Below are 22,302 nucleotides of genomic sequence, written 5' to 3'. Positions count from 1 at the left end.
GGCCGCCTGCGGCGTTCGAGCCGCGCCCAGCGGCTGATGCAGCGGGCGGGAGGGGCGGTGCTGGTCGGGCTGGGCGTCCATGTTGCCCTGCAGAAGAGCTGACGCATCGGACAGTCGCGGGTCATGTCCTGACGTTGCGCTGCGTGGATTTGCGGTATATCGGCAGGCATGAACGATCCGGCCCGTAAATTGACAATTTTCATCACGATTGAGATTTGCCTTACCCTCGCGTTGCCAGTGACATGATCAAGCACAATCCGCCTTCTCCAGAACCATTGCACCGCGCCATTGCGCGGTTCGGCCAGGCCACCGTGCTGGTGGTCGGCGACTTCATCCTCGATCGTTTCGTCAACGGCGTCATTGAGCGGATCTCGCCGGAAGCGCCGATCCCGGTGCTGCATGGGCGCGGCGAGACCTCGACCATGGGCGGCGCCGGCAATGTCGTGGCCAACATCGTTTCGCTCGGCGCTGCCGCTGTCCCCGTTTCCGTAATCGGCGCCGATCTGGCGGGCGACAGTCTGGTGCGGATGCTGCGGGAACTTGGCGCCGATACGGCGGGCCTCGCGCAGGAGCCTGGTCGCATGACATCGTCCAAAAGCCGCTTCAGCGCGCTCAACCAGCAGGTGCTGCGTTTCGATGAAGAGGAGATCAAGCCGCTCGGCGCCGCGGAGCGAGCCGGCCTGATCCGCCATTTCCGCGCCGCGCTGGCGCACGCCGACATCGTCATCCTGTCCGATTACGGCAAGGGCATCCTGCTCGACGGCGTCGCCGGCGACTTGATCGCCATCTGCCGCGAGGCTGGAAAGCCGGTGCTGGTCGACCCTAAGGGCCGCGATTACGCGCGCTATGCCGGGGCGACCGCCATCACCCCCAACCGCAAGGAACTCGGCGAGGCCGTCGGCCATGCGGTGTTCGCCGATGACGAGATCGTGGCTGCCGCGCGCCAGCTGATTTCGGCACATGGTTTCGATTTCGTCGTTGCGACGCGCAGCGAAAAGGGCATGAGCGTGGTCGGCCCCGACGAGGCGCGCCACATCGCCACCCAGGCGCGCGAAGTGTTCGACGTTTCGGGCGCCGGCGATACGGTGATCGCGAGCTTCGCGCTGGCGCTGGCCGTAGGCGCCGATACGGTCATGGCCGCTTCGATCGCCAATGCCGCTGGTGGCGTCGTTGTGGGAAAACGCGGCACAGCGCGGCTGACGGTCGAGGAACTCACCGGCGCGCTGTTCCGTTCACATGGGCCGACCGCCCACAAGGACGCCATCCTCGACGCCACATCGGCCGCCCGCATGGTGGCGGCGTGGAAGGAAGAGGGCCTGAGCGTCGGCTTCACCAATGGTTGCTTCGACATCCTGCATGCCGGCCATGTCAGCTTGCTGCACGCGGCGCGAAGCCAGTGCGACCGGCTGGTGCTCGGCCTCAACAGCGATGCCTCGGTGCGGCGCCTGAAGGGCGCCGGCCGGCCGGTCAACGACCAGCACGACCGCGCCTGCGTGCTGGCAGCACTCGCCTCGGTCGACGCGGTCGTGGTGTTTGAGGAAGATACGCCGCTGGCGCTGATCGAAGCGCTGCTGCCCGACATACTGGTCAAGGGCGCCGATTACACGGTCGATACCGTGGTCGGCGCCGATGTGGTGCAGAAGGCCGGCGGACGCGTCGTGCTGGTCGATCTCGTCGCTGGAAAAAGCACCACCAACACCATTGGCAAATTGCGCGCCGGCGGCACCACAAACTGAGGGTTTCATGTCCGACTTGAACGATTACCTTGTCCGCTCGGCGGCTGCCATATCAGCCATGGTCGAACGGGACCTGACCGGTGAGATGGAGCGGGCAGCGAGCGCGGTGGTGACGGCGCTTTCGTCGGGGAAGGCCTTGCTCATCGCCGGCAATGGCGGCTCGGCCAGCGACGCCATCCACATTGCCGGCGAACTGGTCGGCCGCTTTCTCAAGGAGCGCAAGGCCTACAATGTCATCGCGCTGCCGGCCAATGCGGCGGTGCTGACCGCCTGGGGCAACGACTATGGCTTCGACACGGTGTTTTCGCGCCAGGTCGAGGCGCATGGCGCGGCCGGCGGCGTGCTTCTGGCAATCTCGACCAGCGGCAATTCGCCGAGCATCCTCGCCGCCGCCGAACAGGCACGGAGGATGGACATGACGGTGATCGGCATGACCGGCGATACCGGCGGCAAGCTGAAACCTCTGTCCGATATTCTGCTCAACGTTCCGTCGACCTCGACGCCGATCATCCAGCAGGGGCATCTGTGCCTTTATCATCATCTGTGCGAGGTGGTCGAAGCGCGCCTCAGCAATGGCTGATCCCACGACCTCTGGCCGCTATCCGCTGGCTGAGCCGGGCCTGTGGGTCGAGCAGGTCGGCTCAAAGGTGTTCGCCGCCGGCTCTCCGGCGCTGTTCCTCGACCGCGACGGCACCATCAATATCGATACGGGCTATCCGGATGATCCTGGCGAAATGGTGCTGCGCGCGGATATAGCCGCGGTGATAGCCGCCGCCAACGGGGCCGGCATTCCCGTCATCGTCGTCACCAACCAGTCCGGCATCGCGCGCGGCTATTTCGGCTGGAGCGATTTCGCCGCCGTCAATGGCCGCGTGCTCGAACTGCTACGCGCCGACAATGCGTTCGTCGACATGGTCCTTGCCTGCGCCTATCACGAGGCGGGCTCCGGCCCGCTCGCGGCCGCAGATCATCCGATGCGCAAGCCCAATCCGGGCATGCTGCTGGAGGCGGCCAGGCGCCTCGGGCTCGATCTGCGGCGTTCGCTGATCGTCGGCGACAAGGAGGCCGACATGGAGGCGGGACAACGCGCCGGCCTCTCGCAGGGCTGGCTGGTGGACGGGCAAGCGGCTGTCCGACGGGGCTTCACAATTCGGCCTTGGTGCGACCGCGCGGACTTCGACGGCCTGCTCGCCGCAATAGCTGGACTTGGGGCCGCCTCGGGCGCGCCCTAACGGTCTATACCCGATCGTTGTCCCGCCAGGCTTCATAGAGCTTGGCCTCGGTGGCGAACGAATACACCATCACCAGCATCGAATAGACGAACCCGTGCCGGCCGCACAGGAAGTAGCGCTTGGCCAGGTAAAACTTCAGGAAGTTGCCAAGCGGCGACAGCACCAGTCTTATCAGGCCAGGCTTCTTGGCTCGTTCGACCAGCGTGGCGACCTTGAGGCTGGAGTAGGTGTTGGCTCTCGCCAGATCCTCGGCAATAGTCATTTCGCGGCGATGCAGCAGCACGCCATTTTCTATGGTGCCGGTTTCGCCCGGCACCTCGAACGACTCATGGACCCGCAGATTGAGGTCCATGGTTGCCTTGTCGCGCCGGAAAAGCCGCAGCAGCCTGTTGTGAAGCACCCAGCGGTGCGCATAGCCGTAACCCTTCAGCTTGTCGCGGCGCCTGATATACCATCCGTCGAAAGCGTCATTCCCAAGCTGCGTCACACTCATGATCGACTGCCTGAGAACGTCATCGATGGCCTCGTCGGCTTCAATCGAAAGGCACCACGGTTGGGTGGCCTGATCGAGCGCGAATTGCCGCTGACGAGGAAAGCCCGGCCAATCATTGTGAAACAGCCTTATCGGGTAGCCCTTGGCGATGAACGCATTGACGACGTCCAGAGTGCTGTCCGTCGAGCCTGAATCGACGACGATGATCTCGGCGCAGAAGTCGACGCTCTCCAGGCATTCGCCGATCATGTCGGCCTCGTTCATACAGATGACCAGCGCCGAAACCGGGCTAGAAAATCGAGTCATCGTCCCACCCCACGGCACACTGTTCTCGGAATTGGGCTGCCCTGCGCCACCTGTATTATGCAATCCCGAAAGCGCTATGCGCTTTTCCCAGGAAAACCGTTACACACTTTTTCTGGAATTGCTCTAGGAAACCAGCAAGGCGGCTACGGCAGGACATCCGGCTTCACAGAAGTGCCTATCGAACGCCAAAGCGGCGCTGATATGGCGAGGCGTTCAAGCCGCATCGGCGAAAGCCGGTTGCGGTTCACCGGCTCAAGGCTGTGCGAACGAGACCAAGCCTTCGTCCTTGACCCGGCGGATGGTGAGCGCTGTGCGCACCGTGTCGACATTCGGGGTCGAGGTCAGTTCCTCGATGACGAAGGTCTGGAAGGCGCCGAGGTCGCTCGCCACGCAATGCAGGAGGAAATCGGATTCGCCCGACACCATCCAGGCGTCGCGTACGATCGGCCAGCCGCGGGTGCGCTCGGCAAAGATGCGCAGCTCGGCATCGGCTTGATGATGCAGGCCGACCAGGCAGAAGGCAACGACATCAAGGCCGAGCGCTGGTGCGTTGAGCAGAGCGCGGTAGCCACGGATGATGCCGGCTTCCTCCAGGCGCTTGACGCGGCGCAGGCATGGCGGTGCCGAAATGCCGACGCGGTTCGACAGTTCGACATTGGTCATGCGGCCGTCGCCCTGCAATTCGCGCAGGATCTTCCAGTCGATGGCGTCGAGGTCGGCCTTGAGCGGCATGGGGGCTCTCGATCATGAGGGGCAACACGCAAGAATCTTGCGTGATTTTGTAATTAAACGACTTCGCTGTCCATTCCATCCTTCGCCCGGAATATTTCGCGGGATCCGCGGGCGACAGGGTGTGACAAAGCTTTCCGGGGACGAACTCCAACTTGCCTTGCTGGCGTCGTGGGCAACACTTACATTACGCGCGACAATGATCGAGTTTTCCATGCCGCAATTGCCGGCAGCCCTCCGCAGAGGCTTTAGATGACCACCAAGCACGCGCCCGTTCTCATCATCGGTTCCGGCCCGGCCGGCTATACGGCGGCGGTCTACGCCGCCCGCGCCATGCTGAAGCCGATGCTGGTCGCCGGCCTGCAGCAGGGCGGGCAGTTGATGATCACCACCGATGTCGAGAACTATCCCGGCTTCGCCGACCCGATCCAGGGTCCGTGGCTGATGGAGCAGATGCTGAAACAGGCCGAGCATGTCGGCACCGACATCATCAACGACATCATCACCGAGGTCGACCTCAACGTGCGACCGTTCCGTGCCAAGGGCGATTCCGGCACCACCTACACCGCCGACGCGCTGATCATCGCGACCGGCGCGCAAGCGAAATGGCTGGGCATCCCGACCGAGCAGGACTTTATGGGTTTTGGAGTCTCGGCCTGCGCCACCTGTGACGGCTTCTTCTACCGGGGCAAGGATGTCGCGGTGATCGGCGGCGGCAATTCGGCGGTGGAAGAGGCGCTCTATCTGTCCAATCTCGCCAAGAGCGTGACGGTGATCCACAGGCGCAGCGATTTTCGCGCCGAACGTATCCTGCGCGAGCGGCTTCTGAAGAAGGACAATGTCCGCGTCATCTGGGACACGATCGTCGACGAGATCACCGGTCGGCCCGGCAAGACGCCGCTGCCGCCCTCGGTCGAGGGGCTGAAGCTCAAGCATGCGGTGACCGGCGAGGTGTCGCACCTCAAGATCGACGGCGTGTTCGTGGCCATCGGCCATGCGCCGGCGGTTGAACTGTTCGCCGGCAAGCTCAAGCAGAAGCCGAACGGCTATCTGTGGACGGCGCCGGATTCGACCCGCACCGATGTGCCGGGCGTGTTCGCGGCCGGCGATGTGACCGACGATATCTACCGCCAGGCGGTGACGGCAGCGGGGCTTGGCTGCATGGCCGCACTCGAGGCGGAGAAGTATCTGGCCGGCATCGAAGTGCATCGCGAAGCGGCCGAGTAGAGAGTTCAGAGAGCGGCTTAGAAACGCCGTGTAAAAGCCTGATTTTTCATTCAGACGCCAAAACAGAACGAGGGGAATCATGGCGTTGGACTGGGACAAGCTACGCGTGTTTCACGCTGCGGCGGAGGCGGGGTCGTTTACCCATGCGGCCGAGACATTGCATCTGTCACAATCGGCGATCTCGCGGCAGGTCAGCGCGCTCGAGCATGATGTCGGCGTGCCGCTGTTCAACCGCCACGCCCGCGGGCTGGTGTTGACCGAGCAGGGTGAGATGCTGTTTCGCACGGCGCATGACGTGCTGATGAAACTGGAGACCATCAAGTCCCGGCTGACCGAGACCAAGGATCGCCCGTCGGGCGTGCTGCGGGTGACGACGACGGTGGGGCTGGGCGCCGGCTGGCTAACCGAGCGGGTGCAGGAATTCATCGAACTCTATCCTGAAATCAGCCTGCAGTTGATCCTCGCCAACGAGGAGCTCGATCTCACCATGCGCCAGGCCGATTGCGCCATTCGGCTGCGCCAGCCGCAGCAGCCGGACCTGATCCAGCGCCGCCTGTTCACCGTGCATTTCCACCTCTACGCGGCCCCATCCTATGTCGCCAAGCATGGCAGGCCGTCTTCCGTCGCCGAGCTGAAGGCCCATCGCATCGTCACCTTCGGCGTGCCGGTGCCGTCGCATCTGTCGGAGCTGAACTGGCTGGAAACGGTCGGTGATTTCGAAGGCGGACAAAGGGTGCCGACGCTGCAGATCAACGACATATTGTCGATCAAGCGGGCGGTGCAGGGCGGTGCCGGTATCGCCATGCTGCCCGACTATGTGATCAGCAAGGACTCCGACCTCGTGCAGCTGCTGCCGGAGACCGAGGTGCCGTCTTTCGACACCTATTTTGCTTATCCGGACGCGATGAAGAACCAGGCCAAGCTGCACGTGTTCCGGGACTTTATCATCGCCAAGGCGAGAAGCTGGTCATTCTAAGGACATGTCGATTGCCTGGCCCGACCTGAGCCTCAACATGCCCTGAGACGGCGCTGCCGGTTTCACCTACCCCCGCCAGGGCGACAGTCGAGGCAACCAGCCGGGTACGTTGCGGCGGTAGGCGTCGTATTCGGCGCCGTACCGGTGAGCCAAAGTCGGCTCCTCGTAGAACCGCACGAAAGAGCCCATGGCGATCGCGCCGATGACCGCATAAGCGGCCAGCGTCCAGCTCGAGAACAGCAATGCCTGGCCGAGGATGATCGACAGCACGGCGACATACATCGGGTTGCGGACATGACGGTAGATGCCGCCGATCACCAGCCTCTCGGTTGGCGCGACCGGAGCGGGCGTGCCGAGGCCCTCAAGCGCGAATCGACCGAAGGCATGCAGCAGTGCTGCGATCGCGACGGCGATCAGAAGCCCGCCGACAGGGACAAAGCCCGGCAGACCAGACCACGGCAAGCCCCAGCGATCTGTCAACAGCCATGGCACCAGCCCGGCAACCACGCAGGGCGCCGCGATGAAGAAGGCCGCACTGCCGGCGATCGCCGAAAACGTCCGCATTGGCTGCCTCCTCCCCGATTGCCTTAGAAATGCACGCCTGCTGCCTGCTTCCACATCATTGCCCGGTTTTGGCATTTTGAACCGAAAGCCAGCCGAGATCGGCGATTCTGTAGTTGCAATTGCCCGATTCGGCGGCCCATTTCGACGATTCTGCTGGTCCTATTGGCTTCTGGAATGGGTTAGACCACAGCCTGCGTCTTTTTGCATGCGTGTGTTGCAAAATAGATGCTTGTTTCTTGGGCATGATGAGCACATATATAGATCATCTCCTGGGCGCGTTCTCCTCCCATTAGCGCCCTCGAGTGTTCCCCTCTGGAGGTTAGCCTTAACAGGCACTCCAATCAAACTCAGCCGGATCTTCATTGATCCGGCTTTTTTGTTGCCTGTGCTCTGTTGGGCCGGCAAAAAATTCCATCACAATTGCCACGTAACGGTGACATGTAACCTCTGGTAACATAGCCCGGGCGCCCGCGACCTGCTATGTGGATCATAGGACGCGGTGTGGTTCGGACGGGAGATGGGGGCATCACTCGTACGGCCCGGGCTCAGGCGGCTACCGCGTCCGAACCGTTTTTCCGCCGAACTCGGCGGCACCAAATGCGGCGGACCTGCCGTTTTACCTCCCAAGGAAACGGTCCGCGAACAAAACGACGTCCGGTCCCCGCCGGACGTCGTTTTCTTTTGTCCCCCTCGAATCAGGTTCGAGAGGAACGCTACGCCATCAGGCAGCCTTGCCGTTGGTGTTCATCGCCTCGTCGGCCAGACGGCCGGTGAGTTCGGCCATGTGGTCGAAGACGGCACGGTAGCTGGCGACGCCCGCGGTCGCCGAGCGCAACTCGATGATCAGGTCGCCGATCTCGGCTTGCGGCATGGTTGCCTCGACGACATCCCATCCTGGCCAGCCAGGCCGCGCGTCGTAGCCGAGTATCTGGCCGCGCCGTTGCGGGATGAGAGCGATGATCTTCGAGGTGGCGTCGGAGGGTGTGACGATCTCGACCTTCATCACAGGCTCCAGGAGCACCGGCAAGCACGCGGCCATGCCTTCCTTCATTGCCAGCCTGGCCGCCATCTGGAAGGCCATGTCGGAGGAATCGACCGCATGGTAGGAGCCGTCCGACAGGTTGACTGCGACATCCACGACCGGAAAGCCCAGCGGCCCGGATTTCAGATAGTCGCGCACCCCGGTCTCGACCGACTGGATGTAGGTCTTGGGCACGACGCCGCCGGTGATGGTGTCGGTGAACTGGAAGCCGGAGCCGCGCGGCAGCGGCTTGATCTCGATCACCACGTCACCGAACTGGCCATGTCCGCCGGACTGTTTCTTGTGACGGCCGCGCTGTTGCGCCGATTTGCGGATCGTCTCGCGATAGGGCACCGCCGGCGGATGGCCTTCGACCGGTATCTGGTTCTTGCCTTCCAGCCGCTCGCGCACCACGCGCAGATGCATCTCGCCATGGCCCGACAGCACGGTTTCAGCCGAGTCCTGGTTGTGGCGCAGGCTGAGCGAGGGGTCCTCCTCGGCCAGCCGCTGGATGGCAGCCGACATCTTCACTTCGTCCTTGCGCTCCTTGGGGCGGAGCGCGAAGGCGAAGACCGGCTGCGGCGGCTCGAACTGGACGAGCGGCTTGATGCCGCCCTTGGCCGAACTCAGCGTCTGGCCGGTCTTGACCTCGTCCAGCTTGCCCAGCGCGACCGTATCGCCGGCCTTGGCGCTGGAGAGCTTGGACTGGTCCTTGCCGAGCATCCGGTAGATGCCGGAAACCTTGGCCGTGTCGCCGCCGGGCAGCCAGAGTTCGGAACCGTCGACGACCTGGCCGGAGAGGATGCGCGACACCGACAGCTTGCCGCCATGCGAGGTGTGGATGGTCTTCATCACCTGGACCAGGGTAGCCGCGCCGTCGGGTGCACCGAGCCGCTTGCGGGTCGCCTCGATGTCGGGCGCGTCGTGGCGGATCGCCTTCAGGAGACGCAGCACGCCGTTGCCTTTCTCGGCGGTGCCGATCAGCAACGGCGTCACCGCGCCGTCGCGCAGGTCGGGGGCGAGATCGTCGAAGATCGCGTCCTTTGGCGGTTCGATCTCCTCGAGCAGCTGTTCCATCAACTGGTCATCATGGTCGGCCAGCGTCTCCAGCATCGAGAAACGCGCTTCGAGCTCGCGCGCCTTCTCGTCGCCGGGAATCTGCGCCACCTCGCTTTCGGCATATTCGCGATAGATGTAGGCGCGCTCCAGCGCCAGGTCGATCGAACCAATGACGACGCCGTCCTTGCGCAGCGGAATCTGGCGCAGCAGCAATGGCACGGCACTGGCCGGCTGCAGCATCTTCAGCGTGTCTCGCACGCCGGTGATTGCCTTGTCGACCTTGTTGAGAAACAGGATGCGCGGCACGCCGAGATCGTCGAGCTTGCGCATGATCAGTTGCAGGGCAGGGATCTTCTTTTCATCGGCCTCGGCCACGACCACCGCGAGGTCGCAGGCGGCCAGCACCGGTTCGGCTTCGAAAGAGAATTCGATGGAGCCGGGACAGTCGACGAAGGTGATCTGCTCGCCCATGAATTCGGTGGTGGCGATCGTCGCCTCGACGCTCATGGCGTGGGCGCGCGCCTCGGGCGAATGATCTGAAACGGTGTTGCCTGATGAAACGGGATTTTGTCGGGGAATTGAGCCCGTACGGGCCAATATGGCTTCGAGAAGTGTCGTCTTACCGCTTGCGAAGGGACCGACTATGGCAATGCATTTCGGTCCCGTGCGTCGTCCTCCGGCGCGAGTACCCATGACTGACCTCCACTCAGGCGTTTCCCGCAGGACCGACTGGCATGCATGGTTCAGGCGTGGTCAATCGGTCCTGAGCGGCGGCCGGCCTGTTCGACCGTCGCGGGCGGGGTTCTTTTCAAGTCCACCTGCCCAAAGCCATCGTCCCACTTGTTTGCCGGCAGGGCAAGGAAAATAGAAATCCTTTGCTCGGCCGTGGACCCGTGCTGGCCATATAGGGGGCTGGCAGCCGGAAGCTGTTGCACGTCGGCCGATATCGGCGGAAACTGAAGCAGGCGACCCGTCGCCCGCTGTTTTGAAGGACCATCGACCCATGAAGATCATTGCCTGCGGCAGCGTGCCGACCGTCATCGCGCCGGAAAAATACTTCACCGGCCGGGTGCTGCAGACGCCGATCATCGAGAAAGAGGCGCCGGCGCGGCTGCGAGCCACGCTGGTCAGCTTCGAGCCGGGCGCGCGCACCCACTGGCATACGCATCCGCTTGGCCAGACGCTCTACGTGACGGTGGGCGCCGGGCTTGCCCAGACGTGGGGCGGCCCGGTCCAGCAGATCAGGGCGGGCGACGTCATCTCGTTCGCGCCTGGCGAAAAACACTGGCATGGCGCGGCGCCGAAATCGGCGATGACGCATATCGCCATGCAGGAGGCGCTCGACGATGTCCATGCCGACTGGCTGGAAGCGGTGACATCGGAACAATATGACGGCTGAATGCTCAGTCCGCAGGAACCCGGCTTCTATTCCAGCCGCAACATTTTCAGAAGAGGGCGACTCGCGGCGAGTCCAGTACCATGGCGCAGGCCATACTCAGTCGCCGGATCGACAGCGCCATGCCGCCCGTTCAACTGACCGTCGGCCAGTAATTTGCGAAACTCACGTCCGGACATAGCCATGTCAAAGCACCGTTTGCCCCTGGTCGCCGCTGTCTATCTTGGTTCGTTCGTGGCTCTGCTCGACGTCAGCATCGTCAATGTCGCGCTGCCGACCATCCAGCAGGCGTTGCAAACCGATTTCGGCGGCCTGCAATGGGTGGTCGACGCCTACACGCTGTGCCTGTCGGCCTTCATGCTGTCGTCCGGCCTGATCGGCGACCGCTATGGCCGCAAGCGCTCATGGCTGGCCGGCGTCGGCATCTTCGTGGCCGGCTCGCTGATCTGCGCCGTCGCGCCCAATTTGCCGGTGCTGCTGGCTGGCCGGGTCGTACAGGGCATCGCCGGCTCGCTGCTCATTCCAGGCGCGCTGTCGATCCTGACGCAAGCCTTTCCCGATGCACGCCAGCGCGCCGGCGTCATTGGCGGCTGGGCGTCGTTCGCCGCCATCTCTCTGCTCGTTGGTCCCGTCCTCGGTGGCATCCTGGTCGAGACCGTCGGCTGGCAAAGCATCTTCCTGATCAACCTGCCGCTTGGTCTGATCACGATCGCGCTCGGTGCTGCTTCGATCAACGAGACGGCGCATCCCGAACATGCCCATCTCGATCTCGTCGGCCTGGCTCTCAGCATCCTGTGGCTGGGGGCGCTGACCTTTGGCCTGATCTCGGCCGGCGAGAATGGTTGGGGCGAGCCAAGGACGGTCACGGCGCTCATCGCAGGTGTCGTCGGCCTGGGTGCTTTCCTCGGCTTCGAGGCGCGCACGGCACGGCCGATGCTGCCGCTTGGCCTCTTCCGTGACGTCCGCTTTGCCGTCGCCAATGTCGCTTCGTTCGCGCTCGGCTTCACCTCCTATTCCAGCGTCTTCTTCTTCTCGATGTTCCTGCAGCAGGTGCAGGGCTGGTCGCCGACGCAGACCAGCCTGCGCATGGCGCCGGCCTTCATCGTCCAGATCGTGGTGTCGCCGTGGATCGGCAGGCTGAGCGCGCGCTATGGTCACTCCGCGCTGATGACCATCGGCTATGTTGCTATCGGCCTGTCCATGCTCGGCATGTGCTGGGCCGGTCCTTCGACGTCCTACGCGACGCTGTGCCTTCTGTTCGCCATCGGCGGCCTCGGCAATGCGCTTGCAATCCCGACCGGCAGCGCTGCCGCCATGTCCTATGCGCCGCGCGAACGCTCGGGCATGGTGTCGGCGGTCATCAATGCCACCCGCCAGAGCGGTCTTGCCATCGGCATCGCCTTGCTCGGCGCCTTGATGAGCATGCGGGCAACCAACCTTTTGACCGGGTATCTCGGCGATGCCGGTGTCGCCAACGCGGAAGCGGTCGCCCGTGCTGCAATTTCGCGGCATGATTTCGCAACCGATGCGGCGATGGGCGAAAGCGGCGTGCATGAACTCTATGCTGCCGCCTATGCCGGCGGCTTCCATGCCGCCATGCTGACGGCAGCGATCGGCGCGTTCCTCACCGCCGCACTGCTGGTTGCCGTGCTGGCGCCGGCCGAGGCGCGCTCGGCCAAAGAGACCAAGCACGAGGCGTGAGGCTGACGGCCCATTGAAAACCCGGCAGTGAAGCCGGGTTCTGCGTTCAAAGTGCGCCGCTCAGGTCAGCGAAGCCGTAAAGCGCTGGATGCGCGTGCAGGCTTCCTCCAGAAGCGTCTCCGAGGTGGCGTAGGAGATGCGGAAGTTGGGGCCGAGGCCGAAGGCCGAGCCGAACACCACCGCGACGCCCTCGGCTTCGAGCAATTCCGAGCAGAAGGTTTCGTCGGTGTCGATCGGCTTGCCGGCCTTGGTCTTCTTGCCGATCAACTGGGCGCAGGAGGGATAGACATAGAAGGCCCCTTCCGGCGACGGACAGGTGATGCCGCGCGCCTGGTTGAGCATCGAGACGACGAGGTCGCGACGGCCTTGAAAGATCGCCTTGTTTTTTGCGATGAAATCCTGCGGGCCATTCAGCGCCTCGACGGATGCCCATTGCGCGATGGTGCAGGCGCCCGATGTCTGCTGACCCTGGATCATGTCCATCGCCTTGATCAGTTGGACCGGGCCCGCCGCATAACCGATGCGCCAGCCGGTCATTGCATAGGCTTTCGACACGCCGTTCATGGTCAGCGTGCGCTCGTAGAGCTTAGGCTCGACCTCGGCGATGGTCTTGAAGACGAAATCGCCATAGGTCAGGTGCTCGTACATGTCGTCGGTCAGCGTCCAGACATGCGGATGCTTCAACAGCACGTCGGCCAGAGCGCGCAGTTCGGCCTCGGTATAGGCGGCACCCGACGGGTTCGACGGCGAGTTCATCAGCAGCCATTTGGTCTTCGGCGTGATCGCCTTTTCCAGCACGGAAGCGGTCAGTTTGAAGCCGTTGTCGATCGAGGTGTCGGCAAACACGGAGGTGCCGCCGCAGATCGCCACCATCTCGGGGTAGCTGACCCAGTAGGGGCGAGGAATGATGACCTCGTCGCCGGGGTTCAGCGTCGCCATGAAGGCGTTGAACAGGATCTGCTTGCCGCCCGTACCGACGATGGTCTGCTCGGGCTTGTAGTCGAGATTGTTCTCGCGCTTAAACTTTTTTGCGATCGCCTCGCGCAGCGGCACGATGCCCGAAACCGGCGGATACTTGGTTTCGCCGCGGCGGATCGCCTCGATTGCCGCATTCTTGATGTTGTCGGGCGTGTCGAAATCCGGCTCGCCGGCGCCGAGGCCAATAATGTCACGGCCGGCATTTTTCAGCTCGCGCGCTTTCTGCGTGACCGCGATGGTGGCGGAAGGCTTCACGCGCGAAAGGGTGTCGGCAAGAAAGGCCATGAGCTTGACGTCTCCATGGAAGATCGGCGCGGCCAGGAGCGACCGCGGCGCTTCTCATGTCGCATGATTTCGCGCAACGCAAGCATTGTCGGCTGATCCAGGTCTCAAGGAGCTGTGATCGGACCCGGGGTCGGCAACAATAAATTCATTAACGAGCGGTAGAGGCTTGAGTGGCAGGATCGCAGACCAATTGCGGAGCGAGGAACCGTGTCGCGCAGCGTCGGGCTTGCCCACATCATCCGTCAGGACGACGGCACCTCCACCGGTGTCTGGGGCATCTACACGTTGCAAAGCGCTTTCCAGCCGATCTTCGCCTTCAAGGAAGGCAAGCTGTCGGTGGTCGCGTTCGAAGGGCTGATCCGACCGTTCCGCGACGGCGAGCCACAATCGCCGATGAATTTCTTCTCGACCTGTCCGGCCGCCGACCGGCTGCATATCGAGGCGCTGACCAGGACGCTGCATCTTCTCAACGCCGGTGCCTGCCTGCCGCGGGAAGCGTCGATCTTTGTTAATTTCGACCCGTCGGTGTTCACCGAACGCACTGTTGCCGACGCTGCCTTGCGCGAAATGCGGCTCGTGCTGCACGAGGCCGGCATCGACCCGCGCCGCGTCGTCTGCGAGGTGACCGAGCAGCGATCGGCGTCGCAGGAAGCCTTGCACGGCTTCGTCGCGGCACTGAGAGCCAACGGTTTTCGCATCGCCGTCGACGATTATGGCGCCGACGATTCCGACATCAACCGGGTCAAGGAGTTGAAGCCGGATATCGTCAAGTTCGATGCCTACTGGATCACGCAACTGATGGAGTCCGGCGCCGGCTTCGCGTTGCTGACCACCATGGTGAAGAACTTCGAGGAGCAAGGCATCCATACGGTGTTCGAAGGCATCGAGGAGGGCTGGCAACTGGAGCTCGCCGAGAAATCGGGTGCGTCGATGGTGCAGGGTTTCGTGCTGGCGCGACCCGAATTGGCGCCGACCAGCTTTGGCGTCTTCGACAAGGCCGGGCAGGCGCCTGTCGCTGCCGCCGTCGACACGTCGGCTGCTGCCGTGGCAACGCCTTCGGCGCGGCCGGTCAAGGCCTTTGGGCGCCGCGTGGCGACATGAGAGGTGATCGGCGGCGCAATGTCGGCGATGCGATCCGGGTCGACGAAGTCGGCATCGAATACGGCATGTATGGCGAGTTCCGGCTGCGCAGCGCCTATCAGCCGATTTTCGCGCCGCGCGGCCGGTTCCTTCACGCGGTCGCGGCCGAAGCCCTGATCGAGCCGCACCGTGCGGGCCGCCCCGGCGCGCCAAAGATGTTCTTCGAAAGCGTTGCCGTCTCGGACCGGCTGTTTGTGGAAACCATGTGCCGGGCGCTGCATCTCAGGAATTTTCGCAACATCGGCGTCGACGGGCTCGACCTGTTCTTCAACTACAATCCGTTGATCAACGACCATGCCGGGCGGGCACTGGCCGAGATTCGCCTGATGACCAGGCATCTCGGCGAGTTCGGCCTGGCGCCGGCCATGCTGGTCTGCGAAATCACCGAACAGGCGGCGGACGACGCGCTTCTCGCGCGGCTGGTGCGCGAAATGCGGCGCGACGGCATCCGCATCGCCATCGACGATTTCGGCACCGGGCACTCGACCGAGGAGCGGGTGAGCCTGCTCAAGCCCGACATCGTCAAGATCGACGGCACCTGGTTCGCGGAGTTCTGTCGCCACGCTGCCGCTGAACGGTTCTTCCGCCCGCTGGTTTCCAGCTTGCATGACCGCGGCGCCAAGGTGCTGGTCGAAGGCATCGAGCAGCCCACCCATCTGCGCGTCGCGCTCGAGGGCGGCGTCGACCTGCTGCAGGGTTTTCTCCTCGCCCGCCCAGCCTTGGCGGGGAGCGTTTTCGAGGAAGAGCCACTGAACATCGACACGCTGCTGGGTACCGGCGGCAATGTCGTCCCGCTGTTCGGCTAGGGGCGCCACTATTCACACATCAGCGGCGCTGATCGTCGCGACAAAACAAATCATTGGTTGAGTCCGCCGCCGCTGCGATAATCGCGCGGAGAGAGTGCTCGGGGGAACAGCCATGATACTTTACGGCATGATCGACAGCGGCAATTGTTACAAGCCGCGCCTGCTGATGGCGAAGCTTGGCCTGGCCTTCACCAACGTCGAGGTGAGTTCGCACACAGGCGACACACGCAAAGCCGACTTTGTCGCCAAGAACCCGAACGCCATGGTGCCGCTGCTCGAGTTCGACGATGGCCGGCGGCTGGCCGAATCCAACGCCATCCTGCTCTATCTCGCCGAAGGCACACGCTTCCTGCCGGCGGACAGGTATGAGCGTGGGCTCGCGTATCAATGGCTTTTCTTCGAACAATACAGCCACGAGCCCTACATAGCCGTGCGCAAGGCGCTGCTGACCTTTCCCGAACGTGCTGGGGATGCGACCCCGGAGCGGCTGGCGGTGACGCTGGAGCGCGGCAACAAGGCGCTCAGCGTGATGAACAGGCATCTGGAAAACAATGCCTTCTTCGCCGGCAGCGCGCTCAGCGTCGCCGACATCGCGCTCTATGCCTATACGCATACGGCGGAGCAGGGCGGTTTCCAGCTCGACGCCTATCCGGCGGTGTCGGCATGGCTTGGCCGCGTGGAAGCGGATCCGGGGCATGTGCCGATCGAGTGGGTGGGGTAGCCTTCTCCTCCTGAAGGAGGGGCTATTTCAACAAATGGTCGTAGTCGGCGTGGGTGCCGACCCAGAACCAGATCACATCTTCATTGTTGCGTATGGCAACAGCCCGATAGTTTTCGTCAACTCGCGCCGACCAATAGCGACCGACCTGTTTGAAATGCAGTGAGGGATGAAAAGGATCGAACGCAGTCGGGCAAAACGCCTGTCCGCCTTTGCTCTGATTGACGATGGCAGTTTTTCATAAGCCTCCCAGAACGATGGAGAGGCGACGTGGTTCACAGAGGCCGCGTCCGACCAGCGCGATGGTCAGCCGGCGCCTGTTCGGCAAGCCTGTCCAAACGGCCCGCCTTCGCGTCGGCTTCCATCTGCCGGTCCCACATATCCGCCTGGAGCGCCTCGAACCAGGCGGCAAACGCCTTCAGTTCCTCGGGGCTCAGTTCGGCGACGGATTTTTCGATCTGCTCAAGTTTGGTCATGGCCGAATGGTACCACTACTGGGCTAAAAGTACCACAAGTTGGAACCATAGTGCAGGCTGCGCCACCTAACCCAGACAGCAAAAAAGGCGGGATAAATCCCGCCTTCCCATGCTTGGTAGCCTGATCGGGAGCGTCCGGTCCGGGCTGGCAGCTATCTGCTGATCCAGCTTGTCGGGTCTTTCCGCTCCAGCGCGCTTCTCGCGCGACTGTCAGTACATCCGTGACTTGCCGCGCGCCCCGAACTCTCGCCCGGCGCGCGCTATCGCAAAATCAGGCTGCCTTGCTCAGAGATCCAGCGGACGACTTGCCAGTGCGGCGGTCCTGCTCGATCTCGAAGTTGATCTTCTGGCCTTCGACCAGGGTCGACAGTCCAGCACGCTCGACAGCGGAGATGTGGACGAATACGTCCGCGCCGCCCGCGTCAGGCTGAATGAAGCCGAAGCCCTTGGTGGCGTTGAACCACTTGACCGTTCCAGTTGCCATTTAGATAGTCCTTCACATTTGCTTTAGATTGACCGGACCGAGGTCCAGCCGGTGTGCATCGAGATTTTGGAGATAGACGTCAGCAAACGCGATTATCGCGAGGCCCGGATCGATCGGCCGAAATATCAATGGAAGGCATATAGGCTGCTTTCGCACAAAAAACAAGACTGTGTGAGAAAGCCGTGATCAGGGCGCTGCCCAATGGCCGCCCCAATCGCGTGAGAGCGTCACGACGGATCGCGACGTCCCTGGGCGGCGGATCAGGGAGAGGACCATGAAAACCATTCTGCTTGCCGCCTGCCTGACGCTTGTCGCCGCTCAGGCTCAGGCGATCTCGCGCTACGACCCGACGCGTATGAGCTGCGGCAAGGTTCAGGCGACGATCGCCCGGCAGGGGGCGGTCATCCTGCGCTACCAGTCGAAGCGAGTGCCGGGACTGCCGCTCTACGACCGCTATGTGCAGAGCCAGCGATTCTGCAGCATGGGCGAGGTGAGGACACGAGCCTACGTGCCGAGCGCCGACACAAAGTCCTGCCCGGTCTACAACTGCAAGCGGCCGGACAACGACCGGCATTTCCGCCGGCGGTTCTTCCATAACAACTAGCGCTTGTCGACCGGCAGCCATTGCTCTCAATCCCGGATATGTTCCGTGAGCATGGACACGAATTGCGTCACCTTTTGCGGGCGAAAGCGCGCCGCCGGATAGACCACGTGAATGCCGCCGGAGGGCAGCGCCCAGTCGGGGAGCACGTGGACGAGGCGGCCTTGCGATAGATAGTCGACGACCAGATAGTCCGGCAGAACTGCCAGTCCGCCGCCGGCGAGCGTCGCTTCCAGTACGGCGGGCGTCGAGTTGATGGAGAACGCCTCGCGCAGGGTGATGGTGCGCGGCTCGGAATCGCCTCGGGTGAAGTTCCAGGTGAACGGCTTGCGAAGCACGGCATTGGCAACGAGCGGCAAGGAAGAAAGATCTTCCGGCTTGTTCACCCTGATCCCGGCCGCGAAATCCCGCGACGCGACCAGGATTTGCCGGAAGGTGCCGATGCGTCGCGCCTGCTGGCTGGAGTCATCCAGCCAGCCAACCCGGATGGACAGGTCGATCTTGTTGCCGATCAAGTCAATTATGGCATCGGAAATGACCAGTTCGACGCCGCAGGCCGGAAATCTCTGGCGAAAGCGGGCGGCGATCGGGGCCAGCACGATCGCGCCATAGTCATTGGACGCGGAAACACGCAGCACACCGGCCACCTCGGCGTTGGCCTCGCCAACCTCGGCGACCGCTTCTTCGACATCCCGCAGGATCAGAACGCAGCGTGCATGCAGAAGACGGCCTGCTTCCGTCGGCTCGACCCTTCGCGTCGTGCGCACGAGAAGCGTGGTCCGCAGCTCAGCCTCGAGGCGAGCGACTTGTTGGCTGACGACTGTTTTCGTGATGCCAAGCCGCTCGGCCGCGCGGGTAAAGGAACCTGCGTCGACCACGGTGGCAAAATAGGCGAGGCGATTGAGGTTTATCGATTCCACCACGAAGGCTCATTGTAAGCTTTCAACATACAGTTTGTATTATTACGGCCAATTTATTGATTAATCCAGAGGGCTTACCGTGCCGTCTACCGTCCGCCCTGCGGGCCCGTAGCCGCACCCGATCCCCTTTCATTCAACGGAGATATTCCATGTTCACGAGGAGACAGATCATGAAGACCTCATTGGCCCTCGGCGCAACCGCCGTTTTCGCGCCCATCGACAGCGGCCAGGCCGCCGGCGCCAAGCTTGGCTGGAAACACTTCCCGGCGGGTCCAAACGGTTTCTTCCGTGCGCCGGTGCTACTGTCGGGGCCGAGCGAAGCCCTGTTGATCGACGGCGGCTTCACCTATCCGGACGGCAAGGCGCTCGCCGATGCCCTCAAGGCCACCGGCAAGAAGCTGACCACCATCTATGTCACTCAGTCCGATCCCGATTACTACTTCGGCCTGAAGCCGGTGAGGGACGCCTTCCCGGAGGCAAAAGTCATCGCTGCCTCCGCCACGCTGGAAGCCATCAAGGGCAATGTGGAGAAGAAGCTCGCCGTCTGGGGTCCGCAACTGAAGGAAAATGGCCCGCAGGCGCTTTCCGACATCGTCCTCCCCGAGGCATTCGACGGCGCAACGCTGACGGTCGATGGCGAGACTGTAGAGATCGTCAATGCGGAAGAAGGATTGGCCAACCGCCGCTATCTGTTCGTGCCGTCGCTCAATGCCGTTTTCGGCGGGGTGATGATCTTCTCGGGCGTTCACGTCTGGACCGCCGGCACGCAGACCAGGGAAAGCCGTGCCGCCTGGATCAAGACGCTGGACGCGATTGCCGCCCGCAGGCCCGCTGTCGTGGTGCCCGGCCACATGGCCCCCGATGCCGCGATCGGTCCTTCGGCGGTGGAGTTCACCAAGTCCTATCTCCTCACCTTCGAGGAAGAACTGGACAAGGCGGCAGACAGCGCCGCGTTGAAGGCCGCCATGGAGACCCGCTTCCCCGGCCTCGGTATGGGCGTCGCCCTCGATGTCGGATCCAAGGTCGCCAAGGGCGAGATGAAGTGGGGCTGACATGGCGACGAACCTCGATTTGATCCGTGGAACCTACGAGGGAACTTCCGAGGAGAACGGCCGCAATCTGCTGGCCGTTCTTTCCGCCGACATCGAATGGACCGAGGCGGAAGGATTCCCCTATGCCGGCACCTATGTCGGCATCGAGGCCCTGATGCAGGGGGTCTTCAAGCGGCTCGGCTCGGAGTGGATCGGATACCACGCCGACGTGCACAGCTTCATTGCCGATGGCGACCGGGTGGCGGCCTTCGGCGTGTATTCCGGTACATATAAGGCGACGGGAAAATCCATGACGGCCCCCTTCGCTCATCTCTACGAACTGCGGGACGGCAAGATCATCCGCATGCGGCAGTATGTCGATACGGTGCTCGTTGCGCGCGCATTGGCCTGACACCGAAGCAACCGAGGGAGACATCCGTGCTGCAACTTAAATCCTTCGCGGCGGCCGCTTTCGCGGTCGCGGCGCTCACCGCCGCGGCGCATGCGGGAAACACCAAGCCGGTCAAGCAGGTGCTGCAACAGCATGAATTGACTCAAAAAAACAGGACGCTTGTCCTGAAAGCCTATCAGGCGCTGTTCGGCGACCATGACCTTGCCGCGCTGGACCGCTATTGGGCCGAGGCTTACATTCAGCATAACCCGACGATGACGGATGGCCGAGACTCGGTCAAAAAGCTTCTCGAAAGCATGGGTGTCGCCAATTGGCCAAAACAAAAAGTCGACTTCAAGCGGGTGATCGCCGAAGGCGACCTCGTCATGGACCCAGGTCGTTCAACCGAGGGCAGGTAACATGCCGGAGACCGTCATCGTGGACATTTTTCGCGTTGAAAACGGCAAGATCGCCGAGCATTGGGACGTGATGCAGCCGGTGCCCGCCAACCCGGTCAATAAGCGACCGATGTACTGATCCAGGCCTTCTGCCAGCGCCGGCCGCCGCTCAAAACCCGAACGATACCTGCGCCGGCGGCGGCGGGCCGACGCGCACGCCTTCCATGGCCAGCATCTTCTCCTTGGTGACCGAGCCGCCCGGCGCCGAGAAGCCGCCGATCTTGCCGCCGGCGGCAAGGATGCGATGGCAAGGGATGACCAGCGGCACCGGATTGGCTCCAAGGGCGGCCCCGGTTTCGCGGGCGAGCCCGGCATGGCCGGCGGTCTTGGCCAGCTCACCATAGGTGGTGGTTTCGCCGAAGGAGAGTTTTCGCGCCGCGTCGTAAATGGCGAGGCGGAAATCGTCGACGCCGTCGAGATCGACCGGTACGGCGGAGAAATCGACATCCTCGCCCGCCGCATAGGCCTTGATCGCTGCGATCAGCTCGACCACCCATGGCGGCTGCGCCGTGGAAGCGGAAACGCCACCGTGACGCAGCAGGCGCCGTTCCACCGCTTCGCGGCTGCGTTCGGGCAGGCAGAGCCGGATCAGGCCCTTTTCGCTCCAGGCAATGCCCATGAAACCGATCACTGTTTCTAACACTGCGTGGCCGGCCGTGATCGAAGCTGTCGTGACCATGATGCGTTCCTTCCCGCAAAGTGGCGAAATCCGGGATTCGTCCCAGTACATATCCGGAACAATATGGCATCGCCGCCCGCGTCTCGCCACCCGAAAACCACCTGATCGCCCCGATTGCCCGGCCTGAATCGCTGGTGTAAGGGATTTCTTAACAACCCGACAAACCGGACCCGAGCGCGGCTTGCCAGCAAAACTCAACCTTATCGCGATCGGCGTGATCCTGGCCGCCGCCGGCATCAGCGGCTGCACGTCGACCTCGCAGATGAAGTCCGCGCCTGCTCTCACCGAAACAGCGACCGCCGCCGGCGCTGATGCCGGCTTCACCGTGCCTCTGCCGGAGACGGTTTCGGTGCTGCCGGAATCATCGGGGATCGCCCCCGTTCAGACGGCCGAGCTGCCGCCCGATTCCGCCGCACAGCCGGCTGCGGCGACCGCCGCTTTTGCCGGATCGACACCGGCGGCACCAGCCGTGCCCGCGGTGATGACCGCCAATGCCTGGCAGGCGCCGCCGCCGGCAAATGCGAACGAACCGGTCAAGGCGGCCGAGACTTATACGACCGCGGGGCTGATCGTGCCGGCAACCGCCAAGGGCGACCGCATGCCCGGCGTCCAGCAGGTCGCCTATGTCGTGCCGCAGAACCCGGCGGCCCTGGTCCAGTTTCCGGCAGGGCCCGTGCAAGAAGAACACGCGACGGGCGTGCGTGGCGATGTCGAGCGGCTGATCGAGAAATATGCGGCGATCTACCAGGTGCCGGTGGACCTGGTGCGCCATGTCGTCAACCGCGAGAGCACCTTCAACCCGAAAGCCTACAACAACGGCCATTGGGGACTGATGCAGATCAAGCACGCGACGGCACGCGGCATGGGCTATGACGGACCGGCCAAGGGCCTGTTC

24 protein-coding genes and 2 pseudogenes are annotated in these 22,302 nt (G+C 63.2%); 16 read left to right on the top strand and 10 right to left on the bottom strand.

The window, feature by feature from the left end:
• The 4 genes and pseudogenes from EN932_RS38750 to EN932_RS08345 all read left to right on the top strand — a co-directional run.
• Positions 1-102: pseudogene (locus EN932_RS38750) on the top strand (LysE family translocator); the annotation flags it as partial.
• A gap of 140 nt (positions 103-242) precedes the next feature.
• Complete coding sequence (gene rfaE1, locus EN932_RS08355) at positions 243-1,736, top strand: D-glycero-beta-D-manno-heptose-7-phosphate kinase (RefSeq protein ID WP_063168811.1); 1,494 nt, start codon at positions 243-245, stop codon at positions 1,734-1,736.
• Positions 1,737-1,743: 7 nt separating this feature from the next.
• The gene (locus tag EN932_RS08350) at positions 1,744-2,316 is read left to right on the top strand and encodes an SIS domain-containing protein (RefSeq protein ID WP_024504153.1); all 573 of its coding nucleotides are present in this window, start codon (positions 1,744-1,746) and stop codon (positions 2,314-2,316) included.
• Entirely contained in the window at positions 2,309-2,968 is a 660-nt protein-coding gene (locus EN932_RS08345) for an HAD-IIIA family hydrolase (RefSeq protein ID WP_127368154.1), read from the top strand. Before EN932_RS08350 ends, EN932_RS08345 begins: the two co-directional genes overlap by 8 nt.
• Before the next feature lie 4 nt (positions 2,969-2,972).
• On the opposite strand, the gene EN932_RS08340 is transcribed toward EN932_RS08345, so the two are convergent.
• A complete protein-coding gene (locus EN932_RS08340; RefSeq protein ID WP_063172903.1) occupies positions 2,973-3,767 on the bottom strand; it encodes a glycosyltransferase family 2 protein in 795 nt (264 codons plus the stop codon).
• Between the two features lie 252 nt (positions 3,768-4,019).
• On the bottom strand, positions 4,020-4,499 hold the full coding sequence (locus tag EN932_RS08335; protein WP_023809735.1) for an Lrp/AsnC family transcriptional regulator: 480 nt from the start codon (positions 4,497-4,499) through the stop codon (positions 4,020-4,022).
• Between the two features lie 249 nt (positions 4,500-4,748).
• Here EN932_RS08335 and trxB point away from each other — a divergent pair, with 249 nt between their 5' ends.
• Together trxB and EN932_RS08325 are read left to right on the top strand one after the other, a co-directional pair.
• A complete protein-coding gene (trxB, locus tag EN932_RS08330; RefSeq protein ID WP_013530078.1) occupies positions 4,749-5,723 on the top strand; it encodes a thioredoxin-disulfide reductase in 975 nt (324 codons plus the stop codon).
• Between the two features lie 79 nt (positions 5,724-5,802).
• On the top strand, positions 5,803-6,699 hold the full coding sequence (locus EN932_RS08325) for a LysR family transcriptional regulator (RefSeq protein ID WP_013530079.1): 897 nt from the start codon (positions 5,803-5,805) through the stop codon (positions 6,697-6,699).
• A 66-nt stretch (positions 6,700-6,765) separates the two neighbouring features.
• Here EN932_RS08325 and EN932_RS08320 read toward each other — a convergent pair whose 3' ends face one another.
• Both EN932_RS08320 and EN932_RS08315 read right to left on the bottom strand, forming a co-directional pair.
• Complete coding sequence (locus EN932_RS08320) at positions 6,766-7,263, bottom strand: isoprenylcysteine carboxylmethyltransferase family protein (RefSeq protein WP_027162108.1); 498 nt, start codon at positions 7,261-7,263, stop codon at positions 6,766-6,768.
• A 721-nt stretch (positions 7,264-7,984) separates the two neighbouring features.
• Positions 7,985-10,036, bottom strand: a complete 2,052-nt coding sequence (locus tag EN932_RS08315) for an elongation factor G (RefSeq protein ID WP_128368784.1) — start codon at positions 10,034-10,036, stop codon at positions 7,985-7,987.
• Between the two features lie 310 nt (positions 10,037-10,346).
• On the opposite strand from EN932_RS08315, the gene EN932_RS08310 reads away from it, so the two are divergent.
• On the top strand, positions 10,347-10,742 hold the full coding sequence (locus EN932_RS08310; protein WP_013530082.1) for a cupin domain-containing protein: 396 nt from the start codon (positions 10,347-10,349) through the stop codon (positions 10,740-10,742).
• Positions 10,743-10,922: 180 nt separating this feature from the next.
• The gene (locus tag EN932_RS08305; protein ID WP_127368157.1) at positions 10,923-12,440 is read left to right on the top strand and encodes an MFS transporter; all 1,518 of its coding nucleotides are present in this window, start codon (positions 10,923-10,925) and stop codon (positions 12,438-12,440) included.
• A gap of 60 nt (positions 12,441-12,500) precedes the next feature.
• Here EN932_RS08305 and EN932_RS08300 read toward each other — a convergent pair whose 3' ends face one another.
• On the bottom strand, positions 12,501-13,703 hold the full coding sequence (locus EN932_RS08300; protein ID WP_064994526.1) for a pyridoxal phosphate-dependent aminotransferase: 1,203 nt from the start codon (positions 13,701-13,703) through the stop codon (positions 12,501-12,503).
• 207 nt (positions 13,704-13,910) lie between these two features.
• Between EN932_RS08300 and EN932_RS08295 the strand changes: the two genes are divergently transcribed.
• The 3 genes from EN932_RS08295 (at position 13,911) to EN932_RS08285 (ending at position 16,370) form a co-directional block, all read left to right on the top strand.
• The gene (locus EN932_RS08295) at positions 13,911-14,804 is read left to right on the top strand and encodes an EAL domain-containing protein (protein WP_013530085.1); all 894 of its coding nucleotides are present in this window, start codon (positions 13,911-13,913) and stop codon (positions 14,802-14,804) included.
• The gene (locus EN932_RS08290; RefSeq protein WP_128368783.1) at positions 14,801-15,649 is read left to right on the top strand and encodes an EAL domain-containing protein; all 849 of its coding nucleotides are present in this window, start codon (positions 14,801-14,803) and stop codon (positions 15,647-15,649) included. Before EN932_RS08295 ends, EN932_RS08290 begins: the two co-directional genes overlap by 4 nt.
• Before the next feature lie 112 nt (positions 15,650-15,761).
• A complete protein-coding gene (locus EN932_RS08285) occupies positions 15,762-16,370 on the top strand; it encodes a glutathione S-transferase family protein (protein WP_127368172.1) in 609 nt (202 codons plus the stop codon).
• Positions 16,371-16,392: 22 nt separating this feature from the next.
• On the opposite strand, the pseudogene EN932_RS38745 reads toward EN932_RS08285, so the two are convergent.
• The 3 genes and pseudogenes from EN932_RS38745 to EN932_RS08270 form a co-directional block, all read right to left on the bottom strand.
• Positions 16,393-16,646: pseudogene (locus EN932_RS38745) on the bottom strand (hypothetical protein).
• On the bottom strand, positions 16,643-16,843 hold the full coding sequence (locus EN932_RS08275; RefSeq protein WP_127368173.1) for a hypothetical protein: 201 nt from the start codon (positions 16,841-16,843) through the stop codon (positions 16,643-16,645). The pseudogene EN932_RS38745 and the gene EN932_RS08275 overlap by 4 nt, the downstream one beginning before the upstream one ends.
• 271 nt (positions 16,844-17,114) lie before the next feature.
• Positions 17,115-17,327: a cold-shock protein gene (locus EN932_RS08270; protein ID WP_010910991.1), complete on the bottom strand. Its 213-nt coding sequence runs from the start codon at positions 17,325-17,327 to the stop codon at positions 17,115-17,117.
• Positions 17,328-17,601: 274 nt separating this feature from the next.
• On the opposite strand from EN932_RS08270, the gene EN932_RS08265 reads away from it, so the two are divergent.
• Positions 17,602-17,931, top strand: a complete 330-nt coding sequence (locus EN932_RS08265; protein WP_027162103.1) for a hypothetical protein — start codon at positions 17,602-17,604, stop codon at positions 17,929-17,931.
• A 26-nt stretch (positions 17,932-17,957) separates the two neighbouring features.
• Here the strand turns inward: EN932_RS08265 and EN932_RS08260 are convergent, their stop codons facing one another.
• Entirely contained in the window at positions 17,958-18,848 is an 891-nt protein-coding gene (locus EN932_RS08260) for a LysR family transcriptional regulator (protein WP_064994529.1), read from the bottom strand.
• A gap of 149 nt (positions 18,849-18,997) precedes the next feature.
• On the opposite strand from EN932_RS08260, the gene EN932_RS08255 reads away from it, so the two are divergent.
• The 3 genes from EN932_RS08255 to EN932_RS08245 are packed head-to-tail and all read left to right on the top strand — an operon-like array spanning position 18,998 to position 20,689.
• Positions 18,998-19,900: an MBL fold metallo-hydrolase gene (locus EN932_RS08255; RefSeq protein WP_164766182.1), complete on the top strand. Its 903-nt coding sequence runs from the start codon at positions 18,998-19,000 to the stop codon at positions 19,898-19,900.
• 1 nt (position 19,901) lies between these two features.
• Positions 19,902-20,291: a nuclear transport factor 2 family protein gene (locus EN932_RS08250; RefSeq protein WP_013530093.1), complete on the top strand. Its 390-nt coding sequence runs from the start codon at positions 19,902-19,904 to the stop codon at positions 20,289-20,291.
• A gap of 26 nt (positions 20,292-20,317) precedes the next feature.
• Positions 20,318-20,689, top strand: a complete 372-nt coding sequence (locus EN932_RS08245) for a nuclear transport factor 2 family protein (protein ID WP_245460889.1) — start codon at positions 20,318-20,320, stop codon at positions 20,687-20,689.
• Positions 20,690-20,837: 148 nt separating this feature from the next.
• On the opposite strand, the gene EN932_RS08240 is transcribed toward EN932_RS08245, so the two are convergent.
• Positions 20,838-21,407 carry a methylated-DNA--[protein]-cysteine S-methyltransferase gene (locus EN932_RS08240; protein ID WP_013530095.1) on the bottom strand — a complete coding sequence of 190 codons (570 nt, stop codon included), beginning with the start codon at positions 21,405-21,407 and terminating at the stop codon, positions 20,838-20,840.
• 181 nt (positions 21,408-21,588) lie between these two features.
• On the opposite strand from EN932_RS08240, the gene EN932_RS08235 reads away from it, so the two are divergent.
• Positions 21,589-22,302 (top strand): lytic transglycosylase domain-containing protein (locus tag EN932_RS08235; RefSeq protein WP_164890446.1); only part of this gene is annotated, 714 nt, incomplete at its 3' end.

Origin of the sequence: Mesorhizobium sp. M7A.F.Ca.US.002.01.1.1 (assembly GCF_004022955.1) — a bacterium.
Taxonomy (GTDB): Bacteria; Pseudomonadota; Alphaproteobacteria; order Rhizobiales; family Rhizobiaceae; genus Mesorhizobium; species Mesorhizobium ciceri.
Note: the sequence above shows the minus strand (reverse complement) of the source record. Positions and strands in the feature narration are given on the sequence as shown.

Excerpts from the sequence above, each read along its gene's own strand:
- rfaE1 (WP_063168811.1), top strand. The coding sequence starts at position 243 with ATGATCAAGCACAATCCGCCTTCTCCAGAACCATTGCACCGCGCCATT.
- EN932_RS08350 (WP_024504153.1), top strand. The coding sequence starts at position 1,744 with ATGTCCGACTTGAACGATTACCTTGTCCGCTCGGCGGCTGCCATATCA.
- EN932_RS08345 (WP_127368154.1), top strand. The coding sequence starts at position 2,309 with ATGGCTGATCCCACGACCTCTGGCCGCTATCCGCTGGCTGAGCCGGGC.
- EN932_RS08340 (WP_063172903.1), bottom strand. The coding sequence starts at position 3,767 with ATGACTCGATTTTCTAGCCCGGTTTCGGCGCTGGTCATCTGTATGAAC.
- EN932_RS08335 (WP_023809735.1), bottom strand. The coding sequence starts at position 4,499 with ATGCCGCTCAAGGCCGACCTCGACGCCATCGACTGGAAGATCCTGCGC.
- trxB (WP_013530078.1), top strand. The coding sequence starts at position 4,749 with ATGACCACCAAGCACGCGCCCGTTCTCATCATCGGTTCCGGCCCGGCC.
- EN932_RS08325 (WP_013530079.1), top strand. The coding sequence starts at position 5,803 with ATGGCGTTGGACTGGGACAAGCTACGCGTGTTTCACGCTGCGGCGGAG.
- EN932_RS08320 (WP_027162108.1), bottom strand. The coding sequence starts at position 7,263 with ATGCGGACGTTTTCGGCGATCGCCGGCAGTGCGGCCTTCTTCATCGCG.
- EN932_RS08315 (WP_128368784.1), bottom strand. The coding sequence starts at position 10,036 with ATGGGTACTCGCGCCGGAGGACGACGCACGGGACCGAAATGCATTGCC.
- EN932_RS08310 (WP_013530082.1), top strand. The coding sequence starts at position 10,347 with ATGAAGATCATTGCCTGCGGCAGCGTGCCGACCGTCATCGCGCCGGAA.
- EN932_RS08305 (WP_127368157.1), top strand. The coding sequence starts at position 10,923 with ATGTCAAAGCACCGTTTGCCCCTGGTCGCCGCTGTCTATCTTGGTTCG.
- EN932_RS08300 (WP_064994526.1), bottom strand. The coding sequence starts at position 13,703 with ATGGCCTTTCTTGCCGACACCCTTTCGCGCGTGAAGCCTTCCGCCACC.
- EN932_RS08290 (WP_128368783.1), top strand. The coding sequence starts at position 14,801 with ATGAGAGGTGATCGGCGGCGCAATGTCGGCGATGCGATCCGGGTCGAC.
- EN932_RS08285 (WP_127368172.1), top strand. The coding sequence starts at position 15,762 with ATGATACTTTACGGCATGATCGACAGCGGCAATTGTTACAAGCCGCGC.
- EN932_RS08275 (WP_127368173.1), bottom strand. The coding sequence starts at position 16,843 with ATGACCAAACTTGAGCAGATCGAAAAATCCGTCGCCGAACTGAGCCCC.
- EN932_RS08270 (WP_010910991.1), bottom strand. The coding sequence starts at position 17,327 with ATGGCAACTGGAACGGTCAAGTGGTTCAACGCCACCAAGGGCTTCGGC.
- EN932_RS08265 (WP_027162103.1), top strand. The coding sequence starts at position 17,602 with ATGAAAACCATTCTGCTTGCCGCCTGCCTGACGCTTGTCGCCGCTCAG.
- EN932_RS08255 (WP_164766182.1), top strand. The coding sequence starts at position 18,998 with ATGTTCACGAGGAGACAGATCATGAAGACCTCATTGGCCCTCGGCGCA.
- EN932_RS08250 (WP_013530093.1), top strand. The coding sequence starts at position 19,902 with ATGGCGACGAACCTCGATTTGATCCGTGGAACCTACGAGGGAACTTCC.
- EN932_RS08240 (WP_013530095.1), bottom strand. The coding sequence starts at position 21,407 with ATGGTCACGACAGCTTCGATCACGGCCGGCCACGCAGTGTTAGAAACA.